The sequence below is a fragment of the Micromonospora pallida genome (assembly GCF_900090325.1).
Taxonomy (GTDB): Bacteria; Actinomycetota; Actinomycetes; order Mycobacteriales; family Micromonosporaceae; genus Micromonospora; species Micromonospora pallida.
Map to the genome: position 1 here is coordinate 6,878,383 of NZ_FMHW01000002.1, position 25,646 is coordinate 6,904,028.

22 protein-coding genes and 1 pseudogene are annotated in these 25,646 nt (G+C 73.4%); 12 read left to right on the forward strand and 11 right to left on the reverse strand.

Translation table 11 applies throughout. The annotated features are described in order from the left end of the window. Positions 1–261 (forward strand): hypothetical protein, encoded by a 261-nt coding sequence (locus tag GA0074692_RS29490; RefSeq protein ID WP_091650349.1) that lies wholly within the window; start codon positions 1–3, stop codon positions 259–261. On the opposite strand, the gene GA0074692_RS29495 is transcribed toward GA0074692_RS29490, so the two are convergent. The 5 genes and pseudogenes from GA0074692_RS29495 to GA0074692_RS29515 form a co-directional block, all read right to left on the reverse strand. Continuing rightward, positions 240–1,328, reverse strand: a complete 1,089-nt coding sequence (locus tag GA0074692_RS29495) for a uroporphyrinogen-III synthase (RefSeq protein ID WP_091650351.1) — start codon at positions 1,326–1,328, stop codon at positions 240–242. The two genes, GA0074692_RS29490 and GA0074692_RS29495, sit on opposite strands and share 22 nt — an antisense overlap. A gap of 121 nt (positions 1,329–1,449) precedes the next feature. Further along, a pseudogene (nirD, locus tag GA0074692_RS29500) lies at positions 1,450–1,776 on the reverse strand (nitrite reductase small subunit NirD); the annotation flags it as partial. After that, positions 1,773–4,298: a nitrite reductase large subunit NirB gene (gene nirB / locus GA0074692_RS29505; protein WP_091650358.1), complete on the reverse strand. Its 2,526-nt coding sequence runs from the start codon at positions 4,296–4,298 to the stop codon at positions 1,773–1,775. The gene nirB and the pseudogene nirD, both read right to left, overlap by 4 nt. 32 nt (positions 4,299–4,330) lie before the next feature. Then, positions 4,331–5,818: an FAD-dependent oxidoreductase gene (locus GA0074692_RS29510; protein ID WP_091650360.1), complete on the reverse strand. Its 1,488-nt coding sequence runs from the start codon at positions 5,816–5,818 to the stop codon at positions 4,331–4,333. Beyond that, on the reverse strand, positions 5,815–8,037 hold the full coding sequence (locus GA0074692_RS29515) for a molybdopterin oxidoreductase family protein (RefSeq protein WP_091650363.1): 2,223 nt from the start codon (positions 8,035–8,037) through the stop codon (positions 5,815–5,817). Before GA0074692_RS29515 ends, GA0074692_RS29510 begins: the two co-directional genes overlap by 4 nt. Positions 8,038–8,325: 288 nt before the next feature. Here GA0074692_RS29515 and GA0074692_RS29520 point away from each other — a divergent pair, with 288 nt between their 5' ends. The 4 genes from GA0074692_RS29520 to glmM all read left to right on the forward strand — a co-directional run bounded on the left by GA0074692_RS29520 (position 8,326) and on the right by glmM (position 12,316). After that, complete coding sequence (locus tag GA0074692_RS29520; protein ID WP_245730509.1) at positions 8,326–9,705, forward strand: MFS transporter; 1,380 nt, start codon at positions 8,326–8,328, stop codon at positions 9,703–9,705. 208 nt (positions 9,706–9,913) lie between these two features. Beyond that, entirely contained in the window at positions 9,914–10,357 is a 444-nt protein-coding gene (gene rplM / locus GA0074692_RS29525; protein WP_088982094.1) for a 50S ribosomal protein L13, read from the forward strand. A 20-nt stretch (positions 10,358–10,377) separates the two neighbouring features. Then, positions 10,378–10,842, forward strand: coding sequence for a 30S ribosomal protein S9 (gene rpsI / locus GA0074692_RS29530; RefSeq protein ID WP_091650368.1), 465 nt, complete (start codon positions 10,378–10,380; stop codon positions 10,840–10,842). A 118-nt stretch (positions 10,843–10,960) separates the two neighbouring features. After that, entirely contained in the window at positions 10,961–12,316 is a 1,356-nt protein-coding gene (glmM, locus tag GA0074692_RS29535; RefSeq protein ID WP_091650371.1) for a phosphoglucosamine mutase, read from the forward strand. A 134-nt stretch (positions 12,317–12,450) separates the two neighbouring features. Here the strand turns inward: glmM and GA0074692_RS29540 are convergent, their stop codons facing one another. Next, the gene (locus GA0074692_RS29540) at positions 12,451–13,656 is read right to left on the reverse strand and encodes a pyridoxal phosphate-dependent aminotransferase (protein ID WP_281199063.1); all 1,206 of its coding nucleotides are present in this window, start codon (positions 13,654–13,656) and stop codon (positions 12,451–12,453) included. A 317-nt stretch (positions 13,657–13,973) separates the two neighbouring features. On the opposite strand from GA0074692_RS29540, the gene glmS reads away from it, so the two are divergent. Then, a complete protein-coding gene (gene glmS, locus GA0074692_RS29545; RefSeq protein WP_091650375.1) occupies positions 13,974–15,881 on the forward strand; it encodes a glutamine--fructose-6-phosphate transaminase (isomerizing) in 1,908 nt (635 codons plus the stop codon). Positions 15,882–15,989: 108 nt separating this feature from the next. On the opposite strand, the gene GA0074692_RS29550 is transcribed toward glmS, so the two are convergent. After that, complete coding sequence (locus tag GA0074692_RS29550; RefSeq protein ID WP_141725440.1) at positions 15,990–17,636, reverse strand: alpha/beta hydrolase; 1,647 nt, start codon at positions 17,634–17,636, stop codon at positions 15,990–15,992. Next, the gene (locus GA0074692_RS34340) at positions 17,633–17,947 is read right to left on the reverse strand and encodes a hypothetical protein (protein WP_245730510.1); all 315 of its coding nucleotides are present in this window, start codon (positions 17,945–17,947) and stop codon (positions 17,633–17,635) included. Before GA0074692_RS34340 ends, GA0074692_RS29550 begins: the two co-directional genes overlap by 4 nt. A 263-nt stretch (positions 17,948–18,210) precedes the next feature. On the opposite strand from GA0074692_RS34340, the gene GA0074692_RS29555 reads away from it, so the two are divergent. The 4 genes from GA0074692_RS29555 (at position 18,211) to tsaE (ending at position 22,605) form a co-directional block, all read left to right on the forward strand. Beyond that, the gene (locus tag GA0074692_RS29555) at positions 18,211–19,680 is read left to right on the forward strand and encodes an NAD(P)H-hydrate dehydratase (protein WP_091650383.1); all 1,470 of its coding nucleotides are present in this window, start codon (positions 18,211–18,213) and stop codon (positions 19,678–19,680) included. 215 nt (positions 19,681–19,895) lie between these two features. Next, positions 19,896–21,014 (forward strand): alanine racemase, encoded by a 1,119-nt coding sequence (alr, locus tag GA0074692_RS29560; RefSeq protein ID WP_091650386.1) that lies wholly within the window; start codon positions 19,896–19,898, stop codon positions 21,012–21,014. Beyond that, on the forward strand, positions 21,011–22,105 hold the full coding sequence (locus tag GA0074692_RS29565; protein ID WP_091650390.1) for an alpha/beta fold hydrolase: 1,095 nt from the start codon (positions 21,011–21,013) through the stop codon (positions 22,103–22,105). The genes alr and GA0074692_RS29565 overlap by 4 nt, the downstream gene beginning before the upstream one ends. A gap of 26 nt (positions 22,106–22,131) precedes the next feature. Further along, positions 22,132–22,605 (forward strand): tRNA (adenosine(37)-N6)-threonylcarbamoyltransferase complex ATPase subunit type 1 TsaE, encoded by a 474-nt coding sequence (gene tsaE / locus GA0074692_RS29570; RefSeq protein WP_091650393.1) that lies wholly within the window; start codon positions 22,132–22,134, stop codon positions 22,603–22,605. Positions 22,606–22,641: 36 nt separating this feature from the next. Here the strand turns inward: tsaE and GA0074692_RS29575 are convergent, their stop codons facing one another. Beyond that, on the reverse strand, positions 22,642–22,866 hold the full coding sequence (locus GA0074692_RS29575) for a type II toxin-antitoxin system HicA family toxin (protein WP_091650396.1): 225 nt from the start codon (positions 22,864–22,866) through the stop codon (positions 22,642–22,644). Next, entirely contained in the window at positions 22,863–23,075 is a 213-nt protein-coding gene (locus GA0074692_RS29580; protein WP_091650399.1) for a type II toxin-antitoxin system HicB family antitoxin, read from the reverse strand. Before GA0074692_RS29580 ends, GA0074692_RS29575 begins: the two co-directional genes overlap by 4 nt. Before the next feature lie 272 nt (positions 23,076–23,347). Here GA0074692_RS29580 and GA0074692_RS29585 point away from each other — a divergent pair, with 272 nt between their 5' ends. Then, the gene (locus GA0074692_RS29585; RefSeq protein WP_091650402.1) at positions 23,348–23,746 is read left to right on the forward strand and encodes a histidine phosphatase family protein; all 399 of its coding nucleotides are present in this window, start codon (positions 23,348–23,350) and stop codon (positions 23,744–23,746) included. 251 nt (positions 23,747–23,997) lie between these two features. Here the strand turns inward: GA0074692_RS29585 and GA0074692_RS29590 are convergent, their stop codons facing one another. Beyond that, the gene (locus GA0074692_RS29590) at positions 23,998–24,669 is read right to left on the reverse strand and encodes a hypothetical protein (RefSeq protein WP_091650405.1); all 672 of its coding nucleotides are present in this window, start codon (positions 24,667–24,669) and stop codon (positions 23,998–24,000) included. A 269-nt stretch (positions 24,670–24,938) separates the two neighbouring features. Between GA0074692_RS29590 and ung the strand changes: the two genes are divergently transcribed. After that, positions 24,939–25,640, forward strand: a complete 702-nt coding sequence (ung, locus tag GA0074692_RS29595; protein WP_091650407.1) for a uracil-DNA glycosylase — start codon at positions 24,939–24,941, stop codon at positions 25,638–25,640. Positions 25,641–25,646: the final 6 nt, after the last annotated feature.

Genomic DNA, 25,646 nt, shown 5'->3' on the forward strand with positions numbered 1-25,646 from the left:
ATGCGCCCCAAGCCCGGCGACCTGCTGCGGGTCGACGGTTGTGCCTCGGTGCAGTTCGGCGGCGAACGGGCGCTGACGCTGAGGGTGGTGGCCGTGCACCTCGACCGGCCCACCTTCGACGGCTGGGTCTGGTTGACCGGCTACGTGCTCGACGCCGCCGGCCTCGCCACCACCAAGCGGGAACTCTTCGTCCAGTTCGCCGGCCTGCATCCACTGCGACACGTGCTCGCGCCCACCGGTCAGTCCACCCGGAGGCGGTAGCCGCGTTTGACGACGGTCTGCACCACGCGGGGGGCGTCGAGGCTCGCCCGGATCCGGGCCACCGCCATCTCCACCGCGTGCTCGTCCGCGCCGCGTGGCAGGGTGCGCAGCAGGGCGGTCCGGGAGAACACCCGGCCCGGGGAGCGGGCCAGCGCCCGGAGCACCGCCATCGGCGCCGGGGCGAGCGGGCGTAGCTCCCCGTCGATCACCGCCGCGTGGCCGCGCAGGGTGAGCTGGTGGCCGGCCGCCCGCAGGGTCACCGTACGACGGGGCAGCTCGTCGACGATGTGCCGGACCAACGCGCCGAGCCGGGCCCGGGCGGGCACACTCACCGGCACGCCCCGGCGCTGCAACGGCTCGGCGGTGACCGCCCCGACGCAACTGGCCAGCACGTCGCCGCGGAACGCCCCGAGGACCGCCTCGGCCCGGTCCCCGGCGGCCCGGAGCATCGCCTCCGCCGCCGGAGCCGAGGTGAAGGTGACCGCGTCGACCAGTCGAGAAGCGACCAGGTCGACGAGGCGGTGCAGGGGAGCGGAGTCGGTGGGCGGGGCCCACCGGTAGACCGGCACCTCGATCACCGTCGCCCCGGCCGACTCCAGCGCCTCGGTGCACTCCGGCTGGCGCTCGCCGTGCAGCTGCATGGCGATCACCTGACCCGCCACCCCGCGCCGACGCAGGTGGTCGACCACCTCCTCGCAGCTCTCCGAGTCCGGTGACCACTGGTCGTGCAGGCCGGCTGCCCGGATCGCGCCGCGTGCCTTGGGTCCCCGGGTCACCACGTACGTGTCGGCCAGCACCGACCGCAGCGACTCGGCCAGCCCCCACCCCTCGGCCGCCTCCAACCATCCGCGCATGCCGATGCCGGTGTTGGCCATCAGGATGTCCGGTGGCCGTTGGAGGCAGGCGCGGGTGGCCTCGCGCAGGTCGCTGTCGTCGGCGAGCGGCACGATCCGCAGTGCCGGGGCGAGCACCACCCGTGCGCCGCGCCGCTCCAGCATCGCGGCGAGTTCGTCGCGCCGCCGGTCTGCGGTCACGCCGATGGTGAAGCCGGCCAGCTCGTCAGCCACCGTGCCCCCCGAGGCGCCCCCCGACCCCGGCGACCGCCGGCTCGGCTGTCCCCGCCCTGCCGGGCGACACCCCGCCCGCTGTCGGCGCGTGCGGCGCTACCCCGCCCGCTGTCGGCCCGTGCAGACGGACCTCGACCAGGCCGTCGCGGCAGCGCACCCCGTGCCGGGGCACGGCTGCCCCGGGGCGGTCGAGGCACTCGCCGGTGCGCAGGTCGTACACCTGCTTGTGCAGCGGCGACGCGAGGGTCGGCACCCCGTCCCGGCTGCCCACGATGCCCCGGGAGAGGACGTACGCGCCGGAGAGCGGGTCGCGGTTGTCCAGTGCGAACAGCCCGTCGGGGGTGCGGAACAGGGCCACCTGCGCCCCGTCGACCAGAGCGGCGACGCCCCGGTCCAGCTCCAGCCGGTCGTACGCGCAGACCGGGGTCCAGCCGTGCGTCGTGCTCATCGCCGCACCTCCGGCAGGCCCAGGGCGACCGGCTGCCGACCGGCCACCGTCGGCACCGGCTGACCCCGCTCCACCGCGAAGGTGATCGACGGATCGGGCACCTCCGGCGCGTTGACGAAGGAGGTGAACCGGCGTAGTCGTTCCGGGTCGGCCAGGGTGTCCCGCCACTCGTCGGAGTACGACTCGACGTGCCGGGCCATCGCCGCGTCGAGTTCGGCGGCCAGCCCGAGCGAGTCGTCGACGATCACCGCGCGGAGGTGGTCGAGACCGCCCTCCATCGCCTCGATCCAGGCGGCGGTACGTTGCAGCCGGTCGGCGGTGCGGATGTAGAACATCAGGAACCGGTCGATGTAGCGGACCAGCTCCTCGGTGGTCAGGTCGGTGGCGAAGAGGTCGGCGTGCCGGGGGCGGAAGCCGCCGTTGCCGCCGACGTAGAGGTTCCAGCCGGTCTCGGTGGCGATGATGCCGAAGTCCTTGCTGCGTGCCTCGGCGCACTCGCGGGCGCACCCGGAGACCGCCGACTTGAGCTTGTGTGGGGCGCGCAGCCCCCGGTAGCGCAGCTCCAGCGCCACGGCCAGCCCGACCGAGTCCTGCACCCCGTACCGGCACCAGGTCTCGCCGACGCAGGACTTCACCGTGCGCAGCGCCTTGCCGTACGCGTGACCGGACTCGAAACCGGCGTCCACCAGCCGCCGCCAGATCGCCGGCAACTGGTCCACCCGCGCGCCGAACAGGTCGATCCGCTGCCCACCGGTGATCTTCGTGTAGAGGTTGAAATCCCGCGCCACCTCGCCGATCACGATCAGCTTCTCCGGGGTGATCTCACCGCCGGCGATCCGGGGCACCACCGAGTAGCTGCCGTCGCGTTGCAGGTTGGCCAGGAAGTGGTCGTTGGTGTCCTGCAACGACGCCTGCTCGCCGTCGAGCACGTAGCCGTTGCCGAGGGAGGCCAGGATCGAGGCGACCACCGGCTTGCAGATGTCGCAGCCCCGACCCCGGCCGTGCTCCGCCACGAGTTGGGAGAAGGTGCGGATGCCCCGCACCCGGACGATCTCGAACAGCTCCTGGCGGCTGACGTCGAAGTGCTCGCAGAGCGCCCGCGACTGCACCACCCCGGCCGCGTCGAGCAACTGCTTGAGCAGCGGCACGCAGGAGCCGCAGCTCGTACCGGCCCGGGTGCACGTCTTCAAGGCGGGCACGTCGGCGCAGCCGTCGGCGATCGCCGCGTCCACCTGCTCCCGGGTCACCGCGTTGCACGAGCAGACCTGGGCGGCGGCGGGCAGCATGGCCACCCCGCCGGACGCCGCCTCACCGGCCGGCGCGAGCAGCGCCAGCGGCGGGGCCGGCAGCGATCCGCCGACACTCGCCCGCAACGTCGGGTACGCGGTCGCGTCGCCGACCAGCACCCCGCCGAGCAGGGTCTGCGCGTCGTCGGAGAGGACCAGCTTGGCGTACACCCGGGTGGCCGGATCGGTGAACGTCACGTCCAGGCACCCGGGGGTGGCGCCGTGGGCGTCGCCGAACGAGGCCACGTCCACCCCGAGCAGCTTCAGCTTCGTCGCGGTGTCCGCCCCGGGGAAGACGGCCGTCCCACCGAGCAGCCGGTCGGCCACCACCTCGGCCATCGCGTACCCCGGCGCGACCAGGCCGAAGCAGGTCCCGTCGACCGCCGCGCACTCGCCGACCGCCCAGATCCGCGCGTCCTCCGTCCGGCAGGTGTCGTCGACCAGCACGCCGCCGCGCGGGCCGACCGGCAGACCGGCCACCCGGGCCAGCTCGTCCCGGGGGCGGATGCCGGCGGCGACCACCACCAGCTCCGCGTCGACCGTGGTGTCGTCGGAGAGGACCAGCCCGGCGACCGTGCCGTCCGCCCCGGCACGCAGCGCGGTGGTGGCCACCCCGAGGTGGGTACCCACCCCCAGCTCGTCGACGTACCGCCGGAGCATCGCCCCGCCCGCCTCGTCGACCTGCACCGGCATCAGCCGGGGCGCGAACTCGACCACGTGGGTGTCCAGCCCGAGCAGGCGCAGCGCGTTCGCCGCCTCCAGCCCGAGCAGCCCACCGCCGATCACCGCGCCGACCCGACGACCCCGGGCGTGCTCCCGGATCGCCTCCAGGTCGTCCAGCGTCCGGTAGACGAAGACCCCGGGCAGGTCCGTGCCGGCCACCGGAGGCACGAACGCGTACGAGCCGGTGGCCAGGACCAACGCGTCGTACAGGTGCTCGCCGCCGGCCGTGGTCACCACTCGGCGGGCCCGGTCGATCGCCGTGACCGGTTCGCCCAGCCGCAGCTCGACCCCGTCGTCCGGGGTGTGCAGGTTCAGCTCGTCGGCGTCCGCCCCGTCGAAGAACGCCGAGAGCCGGACCCGGTCGTACGCCGGCCGGTCCTCCTCGGCGAGCACCGTGATCTGCCAGCGCCCGGCGGTGTCCCGGGCGCGCAGCGCCTCCACGAGGCGCTGACCGACCATCCCGTTGCCGACGACCACCAGCCGGCCGCTGGTCGTCGTGTCGTTGTCGTCCATCCCGCCCCCTGTGTCCGTCGGGTCAGTCCCACTCATCGCGTCACCTCCACCGGGTCCACCCCGGACAGCCACTCGACGATCCCGGCGACCGCGTCCCGGCAGCTTCCGCAGCCGGTGCCGGCCCGGGTGGCGGTGACCACCTCGGCCACCGAACGTGCGCCGGCCCGCCAGCAGCCGACCAGGTCCGCCTTGCTGACCGCGTTGCACCGGCAGACCGTCGTCGCGTCCGGCATCAGTGCCGGGGACGCGGCCGGTTCCGTCCCGCCGACCGGCCCGTCGACCGACCGGCCGAGCAGCAGGGCCCGACGGTCGGCGGGCACCGGGGCACCCCGGTCGAAGAGTTGGATCACCGTGCCGACGGCCGGGTTGTCGCCGAGCAGGATCGCGCCGGTCAACCGGTCGCCGGTGATCCGCAGCCGGGCGTACGTGCCCCGGGCCGGGTCGGCGAACGTCAACTCCTCGCACCGGGCCGACGGGCCACCGTTGTCACCCGATGGTGCGTGACCGGCGCCCGGCGGGGGCAATTCGCCCATCGCGGCCAGGTCGATGCCGGCCGCCTTGAGCCGGGTCACCCCCGGCGGGGGCCGGTACCGGTCGTGCGCGTCCTCGCCGGTCAGCAGCCGGGCCACCACCCGGGCCTGCGACCAGGCCGGGGCGACCAGGCCGCCGACCACCCCGTCGTGCTGGGCGCAGTCGCCGATCGCGGAGACGTGCGGGTCGTCGGTGCGCAGCCGGTCGTCGACCACCACGCCCCGCTCCACGGCGAGCCCGGCCGCGGCGGCGAGCGCGGTGTCCGGGCGTACCCCGCAGGCCAGCACCAGCAGGTCGGCGTCGAGCGAGCGGCCGTCGGCCAGGTCGAGGCGGACACCGTCCGGATTGGCGGCCACCTTGGTCGCCGACACCCCCAGGTGGGTACGCACCCCGAGGCCGGCCAGGGTCTCCGCGAGCACCGCCCCGGCGGCCGGGTCGAGCTGCCGTTCCATCAGGTGGCCGAGCGGGTGCACGACGTGCGTGTCCAGCCCCCGGGCGGCGAGCCCCCGGGCCGCCTCCAGCCCGAGCAGTCCGCCCCCGAGCACCAGCACGGTCCGGGCGTCCCGGGCGGCGGCCAGGATCCGCCGGCAGTCGTCCAGGGTGCGGAACGGCACCACCCGGTCCGGGAGTTGGTCGGGGTCCAGCCCGGCCAGCGGCGGCACCACGGCCCGGCTGCCGGTGGCGAGGACGAGGTGGTCGTACCCGATCTGCTCGCCGGTGGTGGTCCGGACCGTGCGGGTGGCCCGGTCGATCGCGGTGACCGCCGTCCCGGTCTGAACGTCCGCCCCCTGCCCGGCCAGGTCGGTCAGCTCCACGTCGGCCTCGTCGATCTTTCCGGCGAGGAGGGTGGAGAGCAGGATCCGGTTGTACGCCCGGTGCGGCTCCGCCCCGAGCACAGTGACCTTGTGGTCGCCGGGGCGGGCGTGCAGTTCTGTGGCGAGGCGGGCGCCGGCCATGCCGTACCCGATGATCACGATCCGGCCGGTCACGGGGTCACCTTCTCCACCCGGACCGCGCAGACTTTGAACTCCGGCATCCGGGAGACCGGGTCGAGGGCGTCGTTGGTCACCGAGTTCGCCCGCCCGTCGCCACCCCAGTGGAACGGGGTGAAGAGGGTGTCCGGGCGGATCGTCGCGGTGACCCGGGCCGGTGCCCGCAGTTCACCCCGGCGGGAGCGGACCAGCAGCTCGTCCCCTTCCTCGACGCCGAGGCGGGCGGCCAGGTCGGGGTGCAGCTCGACGAAGGGCCCCGGCGCGGCCCGGCGCAGCGCGCCCACCCGGCGGGTCTGGGTGCCGGACTGGTACTGCGCCAACACCCGGCCGGTGGTCAGGTACAGCGGGTACTCGTCGCACACCTCCTCGGCCGCCGGCCGGTGCTCCACCGGGTGGAACCGGGCCCGGCCGTTCGGCGTGGCGAAGCGGTCGGCGAACAGGCGCGGGCTGTCCGGCCCGTCCTCGTCGGGGCAGGGCCAGAAGACCCCGTCGGCGGCGTCGATCCGCTCCCAGGTCACCCCGGCGTAGTCGGCCAGCCCGCCGGCCGAGGCCCGGCGCAGCTCCGCGAACACCACCCGCGGGTCGGCGCTGTCGGCGCTGTCTGCCGCCGTGTCGGGTGGTTGCAGGGGACCCCTGCTCGGCAAAAAGCGGTAGGAAGGGTCCCCTGCAACCACCTCAGCCGACGGCGCGGACAGCGCGGGCAGAGCGGAGGGTGCGGTGAGGGCGGTGGTGAGGTCGGCGAGGATGCGCAGGTCGGTACGGACGCCCGGTGGCGGTTCGCGCAGCGCGCGACGGCGGAGCACCCGTCCCTCCAGGTTGGTCATCGTGCCGTCCTCCTCGGCCCACTGCGCGGTGGGCAGCACCACGTCGGCCAGCTCGGCCGTCTCGGAGAGCAGGAAGTCGGCCACCACCAGCAGGTCCAGATCGCGCAGCCGGCCGGTGATCCGGGCCGCCCGGGGTGCGGAGACCACCGGGTTGGAGCCGAAGACCAGCAGCGCCTTCGGCCCGTCCGGGGTGCCGAGGGAGTCGAGCAGCTCGTACGCGGAGACGCCGGGGCCGGGCAGGTCGTCCGGATTGACCCCCCAGACGGCAGCCACGTGCTCCCGGGCGGCCGGATCGTCGATCTTCCGGTAGCCGGGCAACTGGTCGGCCTTCTGCCCGTGCTCGCGGCCACCCTGGCCGTTGCCCTGACCGGTCAGACAGCCGTACCCGGAGCCGGGGCGGCCGGGCAGGCCCAGCGCGAGCGCCAGGTTGACGAAGGCGCTGACCGTGTCGACCCCCTTGGCGTGTTGCTCGGCACCCCGCGCGGTCAGGATGATCACGTTGCGCGCGGTGCCCAGCGCCCGGGCCGCCGCCTCCAGGTCCGCCACCGGCACTCCGGAGAGCCGCTCGGCGCGGGCCGGCCACCAGCCCGCCGCGATCCGCCGGACCGCGTCGAAGCCCTCGGTACGGCTCGCCACGTACTCCCGGTCCACCCAGCCCTCGGTCAGGGCGAGGTGCAGCAGCGCGTTCGCCACCGCCAGGTCGGTGCCGGGCAGTGGTTGCAGGTGCAGGTCGGCCAGGCGGGCGGTGGCGGTGACCCGGGGGTCCACCACGATCAGCCGCCCGCCGCGCTCGCGCTGTTCGGTCAGGTAGCGGGCCAGCGGGGGCATGGTCTCGGCCGGGTTCGCCCCGACCAACAGCAGCGTGTCGGCCCGACCCAGGTCGGCCAGGGGGAAGGGCAGACCCCGGTCGACGCCGAAGGCGCGCATCCCAGCCGCCGCCGCCGAGGACATGCAGAAGCGTCCGTTGTAGTCGATGTTGCGGGTACGCAGCGCGACCCGGGCGAACTTGCCCAGCGCGTACGCCTTCTCGTTGGTCAGCCCGCCACCACCGAAGATCGCGACCGCGTCCCGGCCGTGCGCGGCCTGGAGGCCGCGGATCCCGGTGACGATCCGGTCGTACGCCTCGGCCCAGGTCGCCGGGCGCAGCCGGCCGTCGGGGCCGCGCAGCAGCGGGGTGGTCAGCCGCTCCGGGTGGTCGAGCAACTCGGCGGCGGTCCAGCCCTTCTGGCACAGGCCGCCCCGGTTGGTGGGGAAGTCGCGGGGCAGGACCTCGACGCGCCCGGCACTGTCGCGCAGGACCATTCCACACTGGAGGGCGCAGTACGGGCAGTGCGTGGCCGCCTCGCGGGGCGGCTGCCCCGGGCTGGTCGCAGCTCGTGCACCGTCTGTCATGACGGCAAAGCGTGCCGCCGGGGGGTTTCCGCTCCGGGTCCCGTTTGTTTCGGCCCTGTCAAGAGCCGCTCACATCGGGTCCGGGCAGCGGATCGGCGCCGGTCGACGCCCGGGAAGGGGACACACCGCGTCGAGCAGCGGTGTCCGCCGGGACACCCCGCTCTCACGGCGGGTCCGCCCGACTCGTGCGCCGTCCGTATCCGCGGCGACGCGAGACGGGCACCGATGGGAAATCGCTTCCGTCTAGCGTTCCCCCCGTCCCGCCCCGAGACGAGAAGGAGCCGTGGCGTGAGCGTCCTCTCCACCGCGCCGGTCACCGACGCCCCCGCGAAGCCGGGCCGCCGGCACCGGCTCGACGACTGGCGTCCGGAGGATCCGGAGTTCTGGCAGGTCACCGGGGCGCGGGTCGCCCGCCGCAACCTGTGGGTGTCGATCTTCGCCGAGCACGTGGGCTTCTCGGTGTGGAGCCTCTGGTCGGTGACCGTGCTCTTCCTCGGTCCCGAGTACGGCATCGACCCGGCCGGCAAGTTCCTGCTCACCGCCGTACCGGCCGCGCTGGGCGCGGCGCTGCGGCTGCCGTACACCCTGGCGGTGGCCCGCTTCGGCGGGCGGACCTGGACGATCGTCAGCGCGCTGCTGCTGCTGGTGCCGGCGGTGCCGATGGCGGTGCTGCTCGAACCGGGCGTGTCGTACTCCACGCTGATGGTGCTGGCCTGCCTCACCGGTGTCGGCGGCGGCAACTTCGCCTCCTCGATGGCGAACATCAACCTCTTTTTTCCGGAGCGGCTCAAGGGTAAGGCGCTCGGCCTCAACGCCGGGGGTGGCAATCTGGGCGTACCGGCCGTGCAACTGGTCGGGTTGGCGGTGCTGGCCACTGCGGGGGCCGCGTACCCCCGGCTGGTGCCCGCGGTCTACCTGCCGCTGATCGTGCTGGCGGCGCTGGCCGCGGCGCGCTGGCTGGACAACGTGCCGGCGGCGCGCAACGAGCCGGGGGCGCTGCGCGAGGCGGCCCGGGAGCCGCACACCTGGGTGATGTCCCTGCTCTACATCGGCAGCTTCGGCTCGTTCATCGGCTTCGGGTTCGCCTTCGGCCAGGTGCTCCAGATCGAGTTCGCCGACCGCTTCGCCACCCCGGTCGACGCGGCCTGGCTGACCTTCCTCGGTCCGCTGGTCGGCTCGCTGATCCGTCCGGTCGGCGGTCACCTCGCCGACCGGTACGGCGGGGCCCGGGTGACCTTCTGGAACTTCGCCGCGATGGCCGCCAGCGCGACGTTGGTGCTGTACGCCGCCGGCCAGCGGTCGCTGCCGCTCTACCTGGCCGGGTTCATGGCCCTCTTCGTGACCAGCGGGATCGGCAACGGGTCGACGTACAAGATGATCCCGGCGATCTTCCGGTCCCGGGCGGCGGCCGAGGTGGCCGGCGGGCGGCTCGACCCGGCCGACGCCGAACGCCGGGCGCGTCGACTCACCGGGGCGCTGATCGGCATCGCCGGGGCGGTGGGCGCCTTCGGTGGGGTGCTGGTCAACATCGCCTTCCGCCAGTCGTTCCTGACCTGGCAGAGCGCGGACGCCGCGTACCTGGCGTTCATCGGCTGCTACGCGGTGTGTCTGCTGGTGACCTGGCTGGTCTACCTGCGGCCGGGCCGCCGACAGCTCGCCGGAGTGTGATTCGTGCCACGTGACCGGCGGCCGGCGGGCGAGACCGACCCCGTTTTGACCCGCCCGCTGGCCGCCGGGTATCGTTGCCTGCTGTTGTACGACATTCAGCGGCGTACCGCTTCAGGTACGCTTGGTCGTTCGTGCGCGCTGGTCCGGCCTGGAACCCCTGGTCACCTCGGCGCGCGACCCCAGACCGACGACGAGACAAGGTAGACCTGTGCGTACGTACAGCCCGAAGCCGGGTGAGATCGAGCGTCAGTGGCACGTCATCGACGCCTCTGATGTCGTGCTGGGCCGCCTGGCCACCCACGCCGCCACGTTGCTGCGTGGTAAGCACAAGCCGACTTTCGCGCCGCACGTCGACACGGGCGACTTCGTCGTCATCGTGAACGCGGGCAAGGTCGCGCTGACCGGCAACAAGCGGCAGCAGAAGATCGCCTACCGCCACTCCGGCTACCCGGGTGGTCTGAAGCAGGTCGGGTACGACGAGCTGCTGACCAAGCGTCCGGAGCGCGCCATCGAGCTGGCCGTCAAGGGCATGCTGCCCCACAACAAGCTCGGCCGTCAGCTCATCAAGAAGCTGAAGGTCTACGCCGGCGCCGAGCACCCGCACGCCGCGCAGCAGCCGGTGCCGTTCGAGATCAAGCAGATCGCGCAGTGAGCGCGGGCGAAGGAAGCAGCATGACCGACATCACCGAGACCGAGGTTGCCGTCGAGGCCGCCGAGGCGCCGGCGCCCGTCGCCCGCGCGCCCCGCGGTGACCGCCCGATCCAGACCGTGGGCCGCCGCAAGGAGGCCATCGTCCGGGTGCGCATCGTCCCCGGCAGCGGCAAGATCACCTGCAACGGCCGCGACCTCGAGGCCTACTTCCCGAGCAAGGTGCACCAGCAGCTCATCAAGGACCCGCTGGTCACCGCCGAGAAGCCCGAGGCCTTCGACGTGATCGCCAACCTGCGGGGCGGCGGCACCACCGGCCAGGCCGGCGCGCTGCGCCTGGCCATCGCCCGCGCGCTGATCGTCAGCGAGCCCGACGACCGCCCGGCGCTGAAGAAGGCCGGCTTCCTCACCCGGGACGCCCGGGTCAAGGAGAGCAAGAAGTACGGCCTCAAGAAGGCCCGTAAGGCTCCGCAGTACTCGAAGCGCTGATCAGCGCCGACACCTTGTACGTCTGACGGACGGCCGGTCCGCCTCCCCTCGATTCCTGGGAGGTGGACCGGCCGTTTCGCTATTCCTGGCATGAACCGTTTCCTGGAGGTTGGCGGGTATGGGTCGGTTGTTCGGCACGGATGGGGTACGCGGGCGGGCGAACGTCGACCTCACACCCGAACTGGCACTGGCGGTGGCGGTGGCCGCCGCGCACACCCTCGCCGAGTCGGACCGTAGTCACCCACCGCTGGCCGTGGTGGGACGGGACCCGCGGGCCAGCGGCGAGATGCTGGAGGCCGCGGTGGTGGCCGGGCTGACCAGCGCCGGGGCCAACGTGGTCCGGGTCGGGGTGCTGCCCACCCCGGCGGTGGCGTACCTGACCGCCGAGGCCAAGGCCGACCTGGGGGTGATGCTCTCCGCGTCGCACAACCCCATGCCGGACAACGGCATCAAGCTCTTCGCGGCCGGTGGGCACAAGCTGCCGGACGACATCGAGATCCAGATCGAGGGCGCGGTCGAGGCACATGCCACCGGCGCCTGGGACCGGCCGACCGGGGCCGGGATCGGCCGGGTGCACGACCTGCTCGACGGGGCCGACCACTACGTGCAGCACCTGATCGGCACGGTGCCGCACCGGCTCGACGGGATCAAGGTCGTCGTCGACTGCGCCAACGGCGCGGCCGCCGACGTCGCCCCGGTCGCCTACCGGGAGGCCGGAGCCGAGGTCATCGCGATCAACGCCGAGCCGGACGGGCTGAACATCAACGACGAGTGCGGCTCGAACCACATCGACGCGCTCCGCGCCGCCGTGGTCGAGCACGGCGCGCATCTGGGCATCGCCCACGACGGCGACGCCGACCGCTGCGTGGCGGTCAGCGCCGACGGCGACGAGATCGACGGCGACCAGATCATGGCGATCCTCGCGCTGGCCATGCGCGAGGCCGGCACCCTCACCGAGGACACCCTGGTCGCCACGGTGATGAGCAACCTCGGCCTACGCCTGGCCATGTCCCGCGAGGGCATCCGGCTGGTCGAGACCAAGGTCGGTGACCGGTACGTCCTGGAGGAGCTGCGCGCCTCCGGCCTCGCCCTCGGCGGGGAGCAGAGCGGGCACATCGTCATGCCCGCGTACGCGACCACCGGTGACGGAGTGCTGACCGGACTGCACCTGATGTCCCGGATGGCCGCCACCGGCCGCAGCCTCGCCGAGCTGGCCTCGGCGGTGACGAAGCTGCCGCAGGTGCTGATCAACGTGCCGGTCGGCGACCGGACGGTCGGCGCGGGCGCGCCGGCGGTGCTCGCCGAGGTCGAACGGGCCGAGGCGGAACTGGGCGAGACCGGTCGGGTGCTGCTGCGTCCCTCCGGCACCGAGCCGCTGGTGCGGGTGATGGTCGAGGCCGCCACCCAGCAGAGCGCCCAGGAGGTCGCCGAGCGCATCGCGGCGCAGGTCCGCGTCGCCAGCCCTACCGCCTGACCGTCCCCGCCCGAGGTCGGTGATCCACTCGAGTTGGTCGGTGATCCACTCGAGTTGCGGCATGTCGGGGCTTCCGGAAGGCCGGAAGCCCCGACATGCCGCACACCGTGTGGATCACCTCCGGCGCACGGTGCCTAGCCGGTGGCGAGGGTGCGCAGCCGGGTCACCGCCTCGGTGAGCACCTCCGGTCGCTTGCAGAACGCGAACCGGATCAGTGGGCGGCCGGCGGCGACGTCGTCGTAGAAGACCTGGGTCGGGACGGCCACCACCCCGCAGCGCTCCGGCAGCGAGCGGCAGAAGTCGACCCCGTCCGTTCCGCCGAGCGGAGTGATGTCGGCGGTGACGAAGTACGTCCCCTCCGGGGTGAGCACGTCGAAGCCCGCCCCGGCGAGTCCGTCGACGAGCTGGTCCCGGCGCTGGCGCAGGTCCGCGGCGAACCCGGTGTAGTAGCTGTCCGGCAGGGCCAGCGCCACTGCGACCGCCGGTTGCAGCGGCGCGGCGTTGACGAAGGTGAGGAACTGCTTCACCCGCAGCATCGCCGACACCAACGCCGCCGGGCCGCTCGCCCAGCCGACCTTCCAGCCGGTGCAGGAGAACGTCTTGCCGGCCGAGGAGATCCGTAGGGTGCGCTCGCGCATGCCGGGCAGGGTGGCCAGGGGAACGTGTCCGGTGTCGCTGAAGACCAGGTGCTCGTAGACCTCGTCGGTGACCGCGTACGTACCGTGTTCCTGGCACAGCTCAGCGACCAGGCGCAGCTCGTCAGGGGTGAAGACCTTGCCGGTGGGGTTGTGCGGGGAGTTGAGCAGGACCAGCCGCGTCCGGGGACCGAACGCGGCGCGCAGCGCGTCCGGATCGAAGGCGTACCGGCCGTCGGCGTCCGGGCGCAGGGTCACCGGCCGGCGGACCGCCCCGGCCAGCGCGATCGAGGCCGCGTACGAGTCGTAGTACGGCTCGAAGCAGACCACCTCGTCGCCGGGTTCGCAGAGGGCGAGGATCGCCGCCGCGATCGCCTCGGTGGCGCCCGCCGTGACGACGATCTCGCCGTTCGGGTCGTACTCCAGTCCCCAGAACCGACGTTGGTGCGCGGCGATCGCGGTACGCAGCGCCGGGATTCCCGGGCCGGGCGGGTACTGGTTCTGGCCGCCGCGCAGCGCGTCGACCGCGGCGGCGAGCATCTCCGGCGGACCGTCGCTGTCCGGGAAGCCCTGCCCGAGGTTGACCGCGCCGGTCCGCACCGCCAGGGCGGACATCTCGGCGAAGATGGTGGTACCGAACGGACGCATCCGGGCCACCAGTGGATCTGCACTCGTCGGCACATCGGCATTCGTGGTCGTCGTCACGTCGGCCAGCCTACGGGTTTCCGGCGGTGCCCCACGCCCCCGTTCCGGCCGCCTTCCGCACCCCCGTTTCGCCGCTCGGGTGGCTCGTCCGGGGCCGTCTTCCGTGCCCGGTCCGCCGCTTGCCTGGCTCGTCCGGGCCGTCTTCCGTGCCCGGTTCGGGTGCCTGCGTGGCTTGTCGTGCTGGTTCCGGGGGCAGGCCGGACGGCGGTGACTTGTCCCTCTGTATCCCGCAATGCGGCTAGATCGCTCAACTTCGGTGAGCGATAACCCCCGTTCTGCGCAGGCATGGTGAGTGAAGCTGGGTTAGGCTGCGAGGCATGTGTGGAATCGTGGGTTACGCCGGCGCTCGCCCGGCGCTCGGCATCGTGCTCGACGGGCTGCGGCGGCTGGAGTACCGCGGCTACGACTCGGCGGGCGTCGCCGTCGTCTGTGACGACGAGCTGCTGACCGAGAAGAAGGCCGGCAAGCTGGCCAACCTGGAGAAGGTGCTGGCCGAGCGGGTCAGCGCGGACCCCACCGGCTGCCAGGGCGCCGGCATCGGCGACGGGACTACCGGCATCGGCCACACCCGCTGGGCCACCCACGGCGGTCCGACCGACCGGAACGCCCACCCGCACCTCTCCCCGGACAACGGGGTTGCGGTGATCCACAACGGCATCATCGAGAACTTCGCCAAGCTCCGCGCCGAGCTGGAGGACGACGGGGTCATCTTCCTCAGCGACACCGACACCGAGTGCGCCGCCCACCTGCTGTCCGCCGCGCTGGCCGAGCTGCGCGCCGCTGGTGAGCCCGACGGTCCCGCGCTGCTGGCCGCCGCGATGCGGACGGTCTGCCAGCGCCTGGAGGGAGCCTTCACCCTGCTCGCCGTGGACGCCCGGGTGCCCGGCGCGGTGGTCGGCGCCCGGCGCAACTCGCCCCTGGTGGTCGGCCGGGGCGACGGGGAGAACTACCTCGCCAGCGACGTCGCCGCGTTCATCGAGCACACCCGGGAGGCGGTCGAGCTGGGGCAGGACCAGATCGTCCTGATCACCCCGGACAGCATCGAGATCACCGACTTCGACGGGCAGCCGGCCAGCGGCAAGGACTTCCACATCGACTGGGACTCCTCCGCCGCCGAGAAGGGCGGCTACGACTGGTTCATGCTCAAGGAGATCGAGGAGCAGCCGCAGGCGGTCGCCGACACCCTGCTCGGCCGGCTCACCGAGACCGGCGAGATCATGCTCGACGAGGTACGCCTCAGCGACCAGGACCTCCGTGACGTCGACAAGATCTTTATCGTTGCCTGCGGCACGGCGTACCACTCGGGTCTGGTCGCCAAGTACGCCATCGAGCACTGGACCCGGATCCCCTGCGAGGTGGAGCTGGCCAGCGAGTTCCGCTACCGCGACCCGGTCCTCGACCGGTCCACGCTGATCGTGGTGATCTCGCAGTCCGGCGAGACCATGGACACCCTGATGGCGCTGCGGCACGCCAAGGAGCAGAAGGCCCGGGTGCTGGCCATCTGCAACACCAACGGCTCCACCATCCCGCGCGAGTCCGACGCGGTCCTCTACACCCACGGCGGGCCGGAGATCGCCGTCGCCTCCACGAAGGCGTTCCTCACCCAGCTCGTCGCCTGCTACCTGATCGGCCTGCACCTGGCCCAGGTGCGCGGGGTCAAGTTCGCCGACGAGGTGGCCGCCGTGGTGGAGCAGCTCCACCAGATGCCCGGCAAACTGCGCGAGCTGCTGGACCGGATCGAGCCGGTCCGCGAGCTGGCCCGCGACCTGAAGGCCGAACCGACCGTGCTGTTCATCGGCCGGCACGTCGGCTATCCGGTCGCTCTGGAGGGCGCGCTCAAGCTCAAGGAGTTGGCGTACATGCACGCCGAGGGGTTCGCCGCCGGTGAGCTGAAGCACGGCCCGATCGCCCTGATCGACAAGGGCACCCCGGTGATCTGCATCGTGCCGTCCCCGGTCGGCCGGGGCATGCTGCACGACAAGGTCGTCTCGAACATCCAGGAGGTGCGCGCCCGGGGGGCCCGGACCATCGTGATCGCCGAGGAGGGCGACCAGGCCGTCGTCCCGTACGCTGACCACCTGATCTACGTGCCGCGCACCCCGACGCTGCTGGCCCCGTTGGTCACCACTGTCCCGTTGCAGGTGCTCGCCGCCGAGATCGCCGCCGCCCGGGGGCACGACGTCGACCAGCCCCGCAACCTGGCCAAGTCCGTCACCGTCGAGTAGCGCCCGCCAAGCTGCGAGCGTTGATCAAGAAGGTCGCGTCAGGGACACCGACGGGTCCTGACGCGACCTTCTTGGTCAACTCGCGAAGGCGGGATGGGGTGGAGGAGGCTAGCGGCCTAGGACGATGTGGGCCATGTTGTCCAGGGCGGGGTTGGCGGGATCCCAGTAGCCGGTGTGGCCGTACCGACCGCTGGGAAAGGTGCGTCCGCCGAAGCCCGGGTCGGTCGGATCGCGGCCGAACCAGAGGTCGTCGTCGGGGCGCCCGACCACGTCCCCGGCCAGCCACGGTAGGACCGCGCCGACCGCTGCCCGGCCAGCCAGCTCGACCGGCGGCCGGACGAGGCCGATGACGTCGTCGGCGGCGGTGCTCGCCCAGACCTGACCGGGTGGCAGGCGTAGGTCGGCGGCGTGGTCCACCCCGACGCCGGGGGAGCCGACGAAGACCAGGGCGTCGGCGGCCAGGCCGTGCTCCCGGGCGGCGGTGCCGACCACCAGCGAACCGTAGCTGTGTCCGAGGACGGTCTGCCGGGCCGGCGGCCCCTCGTGGGTCAGGCGCAGGCCCTCCTGGAAGCGGTGCAGTCCGGTGGCGGCGTCGTCGGCCTGCCGACTCCGGTACGCCTCGTGGACGAAGTCCGGGGCGTCGTAGTCCAACCAGAGCACCGCCGAGGTCTCCCCGCCAGGATCGAGTGCGGTGGCCCGCGCCGCCACCCGGGCCGCCCGGCCCAACTCCCCGTCGGCGTCGGCCAGGTCGGCGGTCATCCCGGGAACATAGGTGAGCACCCGGTCGGCCCGGTCCGGGTTGCCGAGCGCGACCACCGCCCGGCCATCGCCGGCCGGGTCCAACCCGAGCAGGTACGCCCGGGGCGAGTCGGCCGTGCCGGGGGCGGCCAGCCGGTCGGTGAGCGCGGCCAGGCCGCCCAGCGTGGCGTCGATCCGGGTCAGCCCAGCCAGCTCGGACGGCCCGGGCGGGGTGTGGCGCAGCAGCTCCCGTCGCCGGGCCAGGAGCCGTTCCCGATGGTCGTCGAGGAGGAGTCGGTTCGCCTGGTCACGCGCGGTTGCGGGCACCCCGTCCAACCCGCCGACCCGGGTCGGTTCGTGCACCACCAGCCAGCGACGCTGGGCCGGGGTCAGGCCGGCCCACCAGCGCCGGACCACCTCCGGTGGGGCCCCCGGCGGCGGTCGGTACGCGGGCGGCGGCGTCACCCAACCGGTCCGCGCGGCGGTGGTCAGCTCGCCCAACCGGGCCGTCGCCTCCCGGTCGGCCAGCTCGGCCAGGGCGAGCGCGTCGCCGATCTCCGCCGAGAGCCGGGCTGCCTCGGCCGCCCGGTCCACCGGCCGACCGGCCCGACCCGGCCCCGCCTCCCGGCCCACCGTGGCCCCGGGCGGGGCAGGGGCCGTGGCAGGCACGGTGACCCGGCCCTCCCGGTCGATCCGGAGCCCGGCCGTGTCGATCCGGGTGACCGCGTCGGCCAGCCGGGCCCGGGCCTGCCGGAGTCGGGTGGCGAACTCGGCGAGGACCTGGTCGACCTCGATCGGTACCGGGGAAACCGAGAGCAGTTCGGCACGCAGGGCGGCGAGCCGGTCGCCGGCCGCCCCGGCGGCAGAGCCCACCCAGGCATCCCGCAGCCGGACGGCCCCGGCCGACAGCCCGACGGCCCGCCGGTCCACCAGCGCGTTCACACCCCGCCACGCGGCGCCGCAGTGCGCCCAGGCCGCCGGGTCGGCCGCCCAGAGCCGGGCGTACCCACCGCTCACCGGGTCGGCGTGGGCAGCCGGCGGGCCGCCCGTTCGTCGGTCGCGGCGTACTGGTCGGCGGCGGTGCGGACCGCCGTCGCGGTGTCGGCCACCCGGCCACCGAGCGCCCCGAACCAGCGGTGTACCGCGGACTCCAGGTCGGCCAGGGCCCGTGCGGTGCGCCACCTCGGCTCGGCGAGAGCCAACCCGGGCACCCCGGCCAGCCCGTGTCCCAACGGGTACCCCTCGTCGGCGAGCCGGCCGGCGGCGGCGCGCAGCGCCGGCAGGTCGACGGTGAGGGGCGGCCCACCCGGCTCGTGTGCTTCGTCCACAGAACACCTCCCGCTCGACGACCCCGACGTGCGTCGACGCTAGGGCCGGTGGAACGGTCGTGGAACCACCTGTGGACAACCGGCGAGGGCCTGGCCTGCCGGTTGTCCACAGGTGTTGCTTGCGGCGGGGCCGACCGTTAGCCTCCGCGCGACCGACCCTGGACGGAGCGTACGAGCAAGGCGGCGGCTGCTGGCCGGTCGTGCGACGTCCGGCGCCGGCCGGGGCGGAAGTGGGACGATCGGGCCGACAGGATGGGGTGGGCATGAGGCCGGTGTGGCGGGTCGGAGACGTACGGGCGGCGGAGGCGGGGTTGCTGGCGACCCTGCCGGCGGGAACCCTGATGGCGCGGGCCGCCGCCGGGCTGGCCCGGCGCTGCGCGCTGCTCCTCGCCGACCGGGGCGGCGTGTACGGCAGCCGGGTGCTGCTGCTGGTCGGCAGCGGTGACAACGGCGGCGACGCGCTCTTCGCCGGGGCCCACCTGGCCCGCCGGGGCGCGGCGGTCGAGGCGCTGCTGCTCACTCCCGACCGGGCGCACGCCGACGGGCTCGCCGCGCTGGGGGCAGCCGGCGGCCGGACCGTCGACGAGTTGCCCGCCCGGGCCGACCTGGTGCTCGACGGCATCGTCGGGATCGGCGGCACCGGCGGGCTCCGGGAGCCGGCCGCGCGGCTGGTGCAACGGCTGGGGGAGGTCGTCGGCCGGGACGGCGGACGGGCCACCGTGGTCGCGGTGGACGTGCCCAGCGGGGTCGAGGTCGACACCGGCCACGTGCCCCGGGACACCGCTGGCCGGCCGGTCGCGCTGCGCGCCGACGTGACGGTGGCCTTCGGTGCGCTCAAACCGGCCCTGGTGGTGGGGGAGGCGGCGGCGTACGCCGGCCAGGTCGAGCTGGTCGACATCGGGCTGGACCCCTGGTTGCGGGGCACCCCGGCGCTGCACGTCACGGAATGGTCGGACGTGGTCGACGGCTGGCCCCGGCTCGGCCCGCAGTCGGAGAAGTACGTCCGGGGCGTGGTGGGGTTGGCCACCGGTTCGGCGACGTACCCGGGCGCGGCGGTGCTCTCCGTCGCCGGCGCGCTCGCCGGCCCGACCGGACTGGTCCGGTACGCCGGCACCGCCGCCGCCGAGGTGCTGCACCATCATCCGTCGGTGATCGCCACCGGGCGGGTGGCCGATGCCGGGCGGGTGCAGTCGTGGGTCTGCGGGTCCGGGCTCGGCACCGGTGCGGAGGCTGCCGCCGAGCTGCGCACTGTACTTGCCGCGCCGGTGCCGGTGGTGCTCGACGCGGACGCGCTGACCATGCTGGTGGACGGCTCGATGGCGGACCGGCTGCGGCGCCGGGACGCGCCGATCGTGGTGACCCCGCACGACCGGGAGTACGCCCGGCTCTGCGGCGAGGAACCGGGGGCCGACCGGGTCGGCGCGACGTTGCGGCTGGCCGCCTGGATGAACGCCGTGGTGCTGCTCAAGGGCAACCGCACGGTGGTCGGCACGCCGGCCGGGCGGGCGTACGTCAACCCGACCGGCACCCCGGCGCTGGCCACCGGGGGCACCGGCGACGTGCTGGCCGGGCTGCTCGGGTCGCTGCTCGCCGCCGGGCTGCCCGCCGAGCGGGCCGCCGCGCTGGCCGCGTACCTGCACGGGCTGGCCGGTCGGGAGGCGGCCCGGCACGGCCCGGTGACCGCCACCGACGTGGCCGTCGCGCTCCGCCCGGTGCTGGCCGAACTCGGCTGACCCGGGCGGCGACCGCGAGGGTGCCGCCGACCGGCGGTGCTGGCCGGGTGCGACCCGGGGGGTGCCCTGCGAGCGCGGCGTCCGATCCGGGGTGCCGGCCGACCCGGCGGCGACCGGCGGGCATGGTGCCCGACCTGGTGGTGCTGGCCGGACCGGTCGGAACTCCTTCAGCGGCGCTGGAGCGCGTTGATCACCGTGGTCAGTAGGCTGGGACCATGTGGCAGGCCGAGGTACGGATTGATCTTGATGCCATCCGGGAGAACGTGGCGCGGCTGCGTTCCGGCACCAGCGCCGAGCTGATGGCGGTGGTCAAGGCCGACGGGTACGGGCACGGCATGCTTCCGGCCGCCCGCGCGGCGCTGGACGCCGGGGCGGACTGGCTCGGGGTCTGCACCCTGGACGAGGCGCTCACGCTGCGCCGGGCCGGAATCACCGCGCCGGTGCTGGCCTGGCTGCTCAGCCCCGGGCTGCCGCTGCACGAGGCGGTGCTGGCCGACGTCGACCTCTCCGCGGCCAGCCTGCCCCAGGTCGACGAGATGGCCGCCGCCGCCCGCCGGGCGGAGCGCCCGGTCCGGCTGCACCTCAAGATCGACACGGGGCTCTCCCGCAACGGCGCGACCGTCGCCGACTGGCCGGCGCTGTTGGAGGCCGCCGCCAAGGCCCAGGCCGACGGTCTGGTCGAGGTGGTCGGGGTGTGGAGCCACTTCGCCTACGCCGACCTGCCCGGCCATCCGACCATCGACCGGCAGATCGCGGTCTTCCACGAGGGGCTGGACATGGTCGAGCGGGCGGGACTGCGCCCCCGGCACCGGCACCTGGCGAACTCGGCGGCCACCCTGACCCGGCCCGACACCCACTTCGACCTGGTTCGTCCCGGTCTGGCGGTCTACGGTCTCTCCCCGGTGGCCGGCGAGCGGTACGGCCTGCGCCCCGCCATGACCGCCCGGGCCCGGATCACCCTCGCCAAGCGGGTCCCGGCCGGGACCGGCGTCTCGTACGGGCACACCTACACCACCGAACGGGAGACCACCCTGGCCCTGGTGCCGCTCGGCTACGCCGACGGGGTACCCCGGCACGCCTCGGGCGTCGGCCCGGTTCGGCTGGCCGGGCGTAACCGGACCGTCGCCGGCCGGGTCTGCATGGACCAGTTCATGGTCGACTGCGGCGACGACCCGGTGGCGGCCGGCGACGTGGCCACCCTCTTCGGCAGCGGCGCCGACGGCGAGCCGACCGCCGACGACTGGGCCGAGGCGGTCGGCACCATCAACTACGAGATCGTCACCCGGTTCGGCGGCTGCCGGGTCGCCCGGGTGTACGACGGCGAGCGGACATGACCTCGCTGCTCGGCCGGGTGCCCCGGCCACGTACCGCCGCCGGGAAGGTCGCCGGACTGGTCGGCGCGGCCGTCGGGGTGGCCGCCGCCGGGCTCGCGGCCGGGGTGGCCACCGAACGGGTCCTGGTCCGCCGGTACAAGGCCGACCCCACCGATCGGTACGCCGACGAGGTCTTCGGCCAGCAGCGGTACGACGAGTCGTTCCGGATGGAGCTGCCCGACGGCACCGACCTGCACGTGGAGGTGGTCGAGCCGACCAGATCCGGTGCCGGGCGGCCCACTGTCGTCCTGGTGCACGGGTTCTGCCTGGACATGGGGACCTTCCACTTCCAGCGCAAACTGCTCGCCCAGCGGGGTGAGCACCGCGTCGTCGCGTACGACCAGCCCGGTCACGGCCGCTCCGGCAAGCTGGAGAGCGGCGAGTACGACCTGACCGCGCTCGGCCACGCGCTGCGGCGGGTGATCGACCGGACCACCCCGGAGGGGCCGCTGGTGCTGGTTGGGCACTCGATGGGCGGCATGACCATCATGGCGTTCGCCGAGCTGTACCCGGAGATGTTCGGCGACCGGGTGGTCGGGACGGTGCTGATGGCCACCTCCGGCGGACTGCTCGCCGAGACCAAGCTGGTCGCTCCGGCGCTGCTCGGCCGGGTCGGCCCGCCGGTGCTCTACATGGTCAACACCACCACCCGGTACGGCGGCACCATCATCGACAAGGCCCGCCGCTCCACCTCGAACGTGGCCTGGCTGCTCACCCGCCGGTACGGCTTCGGCACCCCGAAGCCGAGCCCGGCCCTGGTGTCATACGTGGAGGAGATGAACTCGCGTACCTCGGCCGACACGGTCACCCGCTACCTGCGTACCCTGGCCACCCACGCCCGCTATCCGGCGCTCGCCGCGCTGGCCGGCACCCCGGTGCTCGTGGTGGCGGGCGAGAAGGACATGATCACGCCGGTGACCCACTCGGAGGAGATCGTGCGCCGACTGCCGCACGCCGAGTTCGTCCGGATCCCGGACAGCGGGCACGTGGTGATGCTGGAGCACGCGGACGAGGTCAACGCCGCCCTGACGGACTTCCTGGAGCGACTGTGAGCGGTGTAGGGACAGCGTCAGTCGTCGTGGAGCTGCCCACCCTGGCCGACACGCACGCCTTCGGCCGCCGGCTCGCCGGGCTGCTCCGCGCCGGTGACCTGGTGCTGCTCACCGGGCCGCTCGGGGCCGGCAAGACCGCGCTCACCCAGGGCATCGGCGCGGGTCTCGGGGTGCTGGGCGACATCACCTCGCCGACCTTCGTGATCGCTCGGGCGCACCGGCCCGATCCGGCGCGCGGCGGCACGGTCGGCCTGGTGCACGCCGACGCGTACCGCCTGGGTGACGCCACCGACCCGCGCGCCGAGATCGACGACCTCGACCTGGACGCCTCGCTGGACGACTCGGTCACCGTGGTCGAGTGGGGGGAGGGCCTGGCCGAGCACCTGACCGAGTCCCACCTGCACATCCGGCTCGACCGTCACGAGGACGACAGCCGTACCGCCGAGCTGGTCGCCGTCGGCGGCACCTGGCCCGACCGACTGACCCGGCTCCGGCTCTGAACGCGCCGCCGGTGCGGGCCGGGCCGCCGGACGGACTCAGCGCAGCAAGTCGAGGAACTCCGCCGGGGTCAGACCGGCCTGGCGGAGTATCGAGGCCAGGGTGCCCCGCTTGATCGTGCCGTGCTGCGGGACCACGACCACGTTGCCGGCGGGATTCCGGTAGACGGCATGACTGCCCTTGGTCCGTACATGATCGAACTCGGCCTGCTTGAGCGCGTCCAGCACCTTGCGAAGCGGAAGGTCGGCGAGGGCGGGACTCACGCAGCCCTTCCCACCTGGAAGGACGTCACCAGGGGCGTTGCCTCGATCGTTGGCTGGGACACCTCGTCCAGGTAGACCTCGACGGCCTCGCGCAGGTTCGTCAGCGCCTCCTCGAGCGTTCCGCCCTGACTGGCCACGTCGAGTTCCAGGCAGCGGGCGACGTACCAGTCTTCTTCCTGGTGAACCGCCGCCGTGAGGGTCCGAACCATCAGGCCTCCAGAAGTAACGCTATGACAGGACTATTTTACGGATGTCGGCACCGGTGCCCAGCCCAACGACGTTCCGCCGTACAGCGCGAACCTGACTCGCGCGGACCCGACCTGCGCTCGAAACCGATGACGACACAGGGTGCCCGCGAGTGGCTCGGCCCGCGCCGTCCTACGTCTTCGGCATGTCCTCCGTCGGCTGATGCCCGACACCGGGGCCCACCCGACGTTCGACATGCCTGTGTAAGCATCGACACGACCGGAGGTCAACTACGGTGGCTCGCACGCTCCTGTATCTGGTCCGCCATGGTGAGCAGGACCCAGCGCTCGGTCATTCGACAGATGGCGGCCTCTCCGAACGGGGCCGTCGGCAGGCGGATCGGCTCGGCCGGCGGCTGGCGGATGACGTTCTCGACCATGCACCACAGCCCGACGAGGACGCTGTCGGCCTACGGGCCGCTGTAGACCACTTCGGTGCCGACAGCGCCGAGGACCGGTATGAACTCGTGGTCACGCATAACTTCGTGATCGGTTGGTTCGTCCGGCACGTCCTGGACGCTCCCACGTGGCGCTGGATGAGCCTCAACCAGGAGAACTGCGGGTTGACGATCGTGCGGTGGGACACCAACCGACCTCCCGCCCTGGTCTGCTTCAACGACATCGGGCACCTCTGATCCAATCCCAGTGCCCGTCGTCGCCCGGATGGAGGGCGGCGGGCACGCTTAGGCGGAAACCTTCGTCCGGACCGGGACTGTCGAGCGTCAACTGAAGCCTGATAAGGCGGGTCGGGACGTGGCCGTCGTCAACTCCGTGGTTGCCGGAGTGAGGCGGGGCTGCCGGTGCCGGTCAGCGCAGCAGGTCGAGGAAGCGTGGTCAGGTGGGGCTGGCCGCCCGGACGGTAGCCCCACCCTCGCGGCGGGACGCCTCAGGCGGGGTCGTCGAAGTAGCCGATCTCCACGAGGTTGTTCCCGTCGAGCCGGTACACGGAGGTCCGGCGGACCACGTCCGCCGCCGCCGACGGGTCGTCAGGGCGCTTCAGGAACTCCACTCTCGCCTGCCCGGCACTGATCATCACCTTCTCGATCGGGGTCCGGTCCCCGATGTCGACCATGGTCAGGTACGCCGGCCTGCCGTCGACGTTGCGGAACATCGCGAGCTGCCAGAACTTGCCGGTGCCCCCACCGTCCATCAGCACCGGGACCACGGCGTCGGCGGCGCCGTCGCCGGTCAGCTCGCCGATCGCGCACGGCCACTGCAACTGGACGACCACGCCGTCCTCGCCGGACCAGAGCCCGTCGAGCAGCGGGATCGGGTCGCGATAACCGTTGTACGGCTGGGCCGCGCTCCCGAGCCGCGCGGTCTCCAACTGCTTGCAGGTGAGCGGCTTGACCTGCGCCGGCGGCTTGCTGCTCGGCTTGCTGCTCGGCGCGGCGGCCGGGGTGGCGTCGACGGCGTCGTTGTCGTCGTCCGGCTGGGGTGCGCTGGTCGCCTGGTCGGTGCTCTTCGTCCCGCTGCTGGAACCGGTCTCGCCGCCAAAGCCGCAGGCCAGCCCGGTGAACAGGGCGACGGCCAGGAGGGGCAGCAGGGTTTTGCGCATCAAGGATCCTTTCGTGAGGTGGCCGCAGCGTAGTGCGCCACCGCCACGGGGCGAACCGGCCCGAACCGGGCAGGGCCGGGCCGGCGGGTGGGATGATCTCGGGCTCTGCCGGGCCGGCCGGGTGGGATGACCTCGGGCTCTGCCGGACCGGCCGGGTGGGATCGCGTCCGGCTCTGCCGGGCCGGCCGGGGTGGGAACTGTCGGTGCGGACTGGTAGAAGTAGCGATCTGGTCGGTGTTCAGAGCCGACCGCTCGACGAAAGGTGGCCCATGCCCGCGGACGTGCCGACCCTCGCCCTGCTCGACCTGCTGCCGGAGGCGTGGCGTGGCGTGCTCACCCCGCACCTCGACCCGGCCCGTACGGCCGCGCTCGGCGAGTTCGTCGCCGGCGAGTACGCCACCCAGACGGTCTTCCCGCCGGTCGAGGACCTCTTCTCGGCGTACCGGCACTGCGCTCCGCAGGACTGCCGGGTGCTGATCCTCGGGCAGGACCCGTACCACAAGGCCGGGCAGGCGCACGGGCTCAGCTTCAGCGTCCGGGACGGCGTGAGTGTGCCGCCGTCGCTGCGCAACGTCTTCAAGGAGATGAGCGAGGACCTCGGCGTGGCGAAGCCGCGCAGCGGCAACCTCGACGGCTGGGCGGCCCAGGGCGTGCTGCTGCTCAACGCGGTGCTGACCGTCCGGCAGGCGACGCCGGGCTCGCACGGCAACAAGGGGTGGGAGGAGTTCACCGACGCCACCATCCGGGCCCTCGACGCGCTGGACCACCGGGTGGTCTTCATGCTCTGGGGCGGGTACGCCCGCAAGAAGGCGGCGCTGGTCACCAACCCGCAGCACGTGGTGCTGGAGGCCGGCCACCCCAGCCCGATGAACCCGCGCGGCTTCCTGGGCAGTCGTCCGTTCAGCGCGGCGAACAAGGCCCTCGCCGACGCCGGCCTGCCCACCGTCGACTGGGAGCGGTCCGCCGGCTGACGAGTC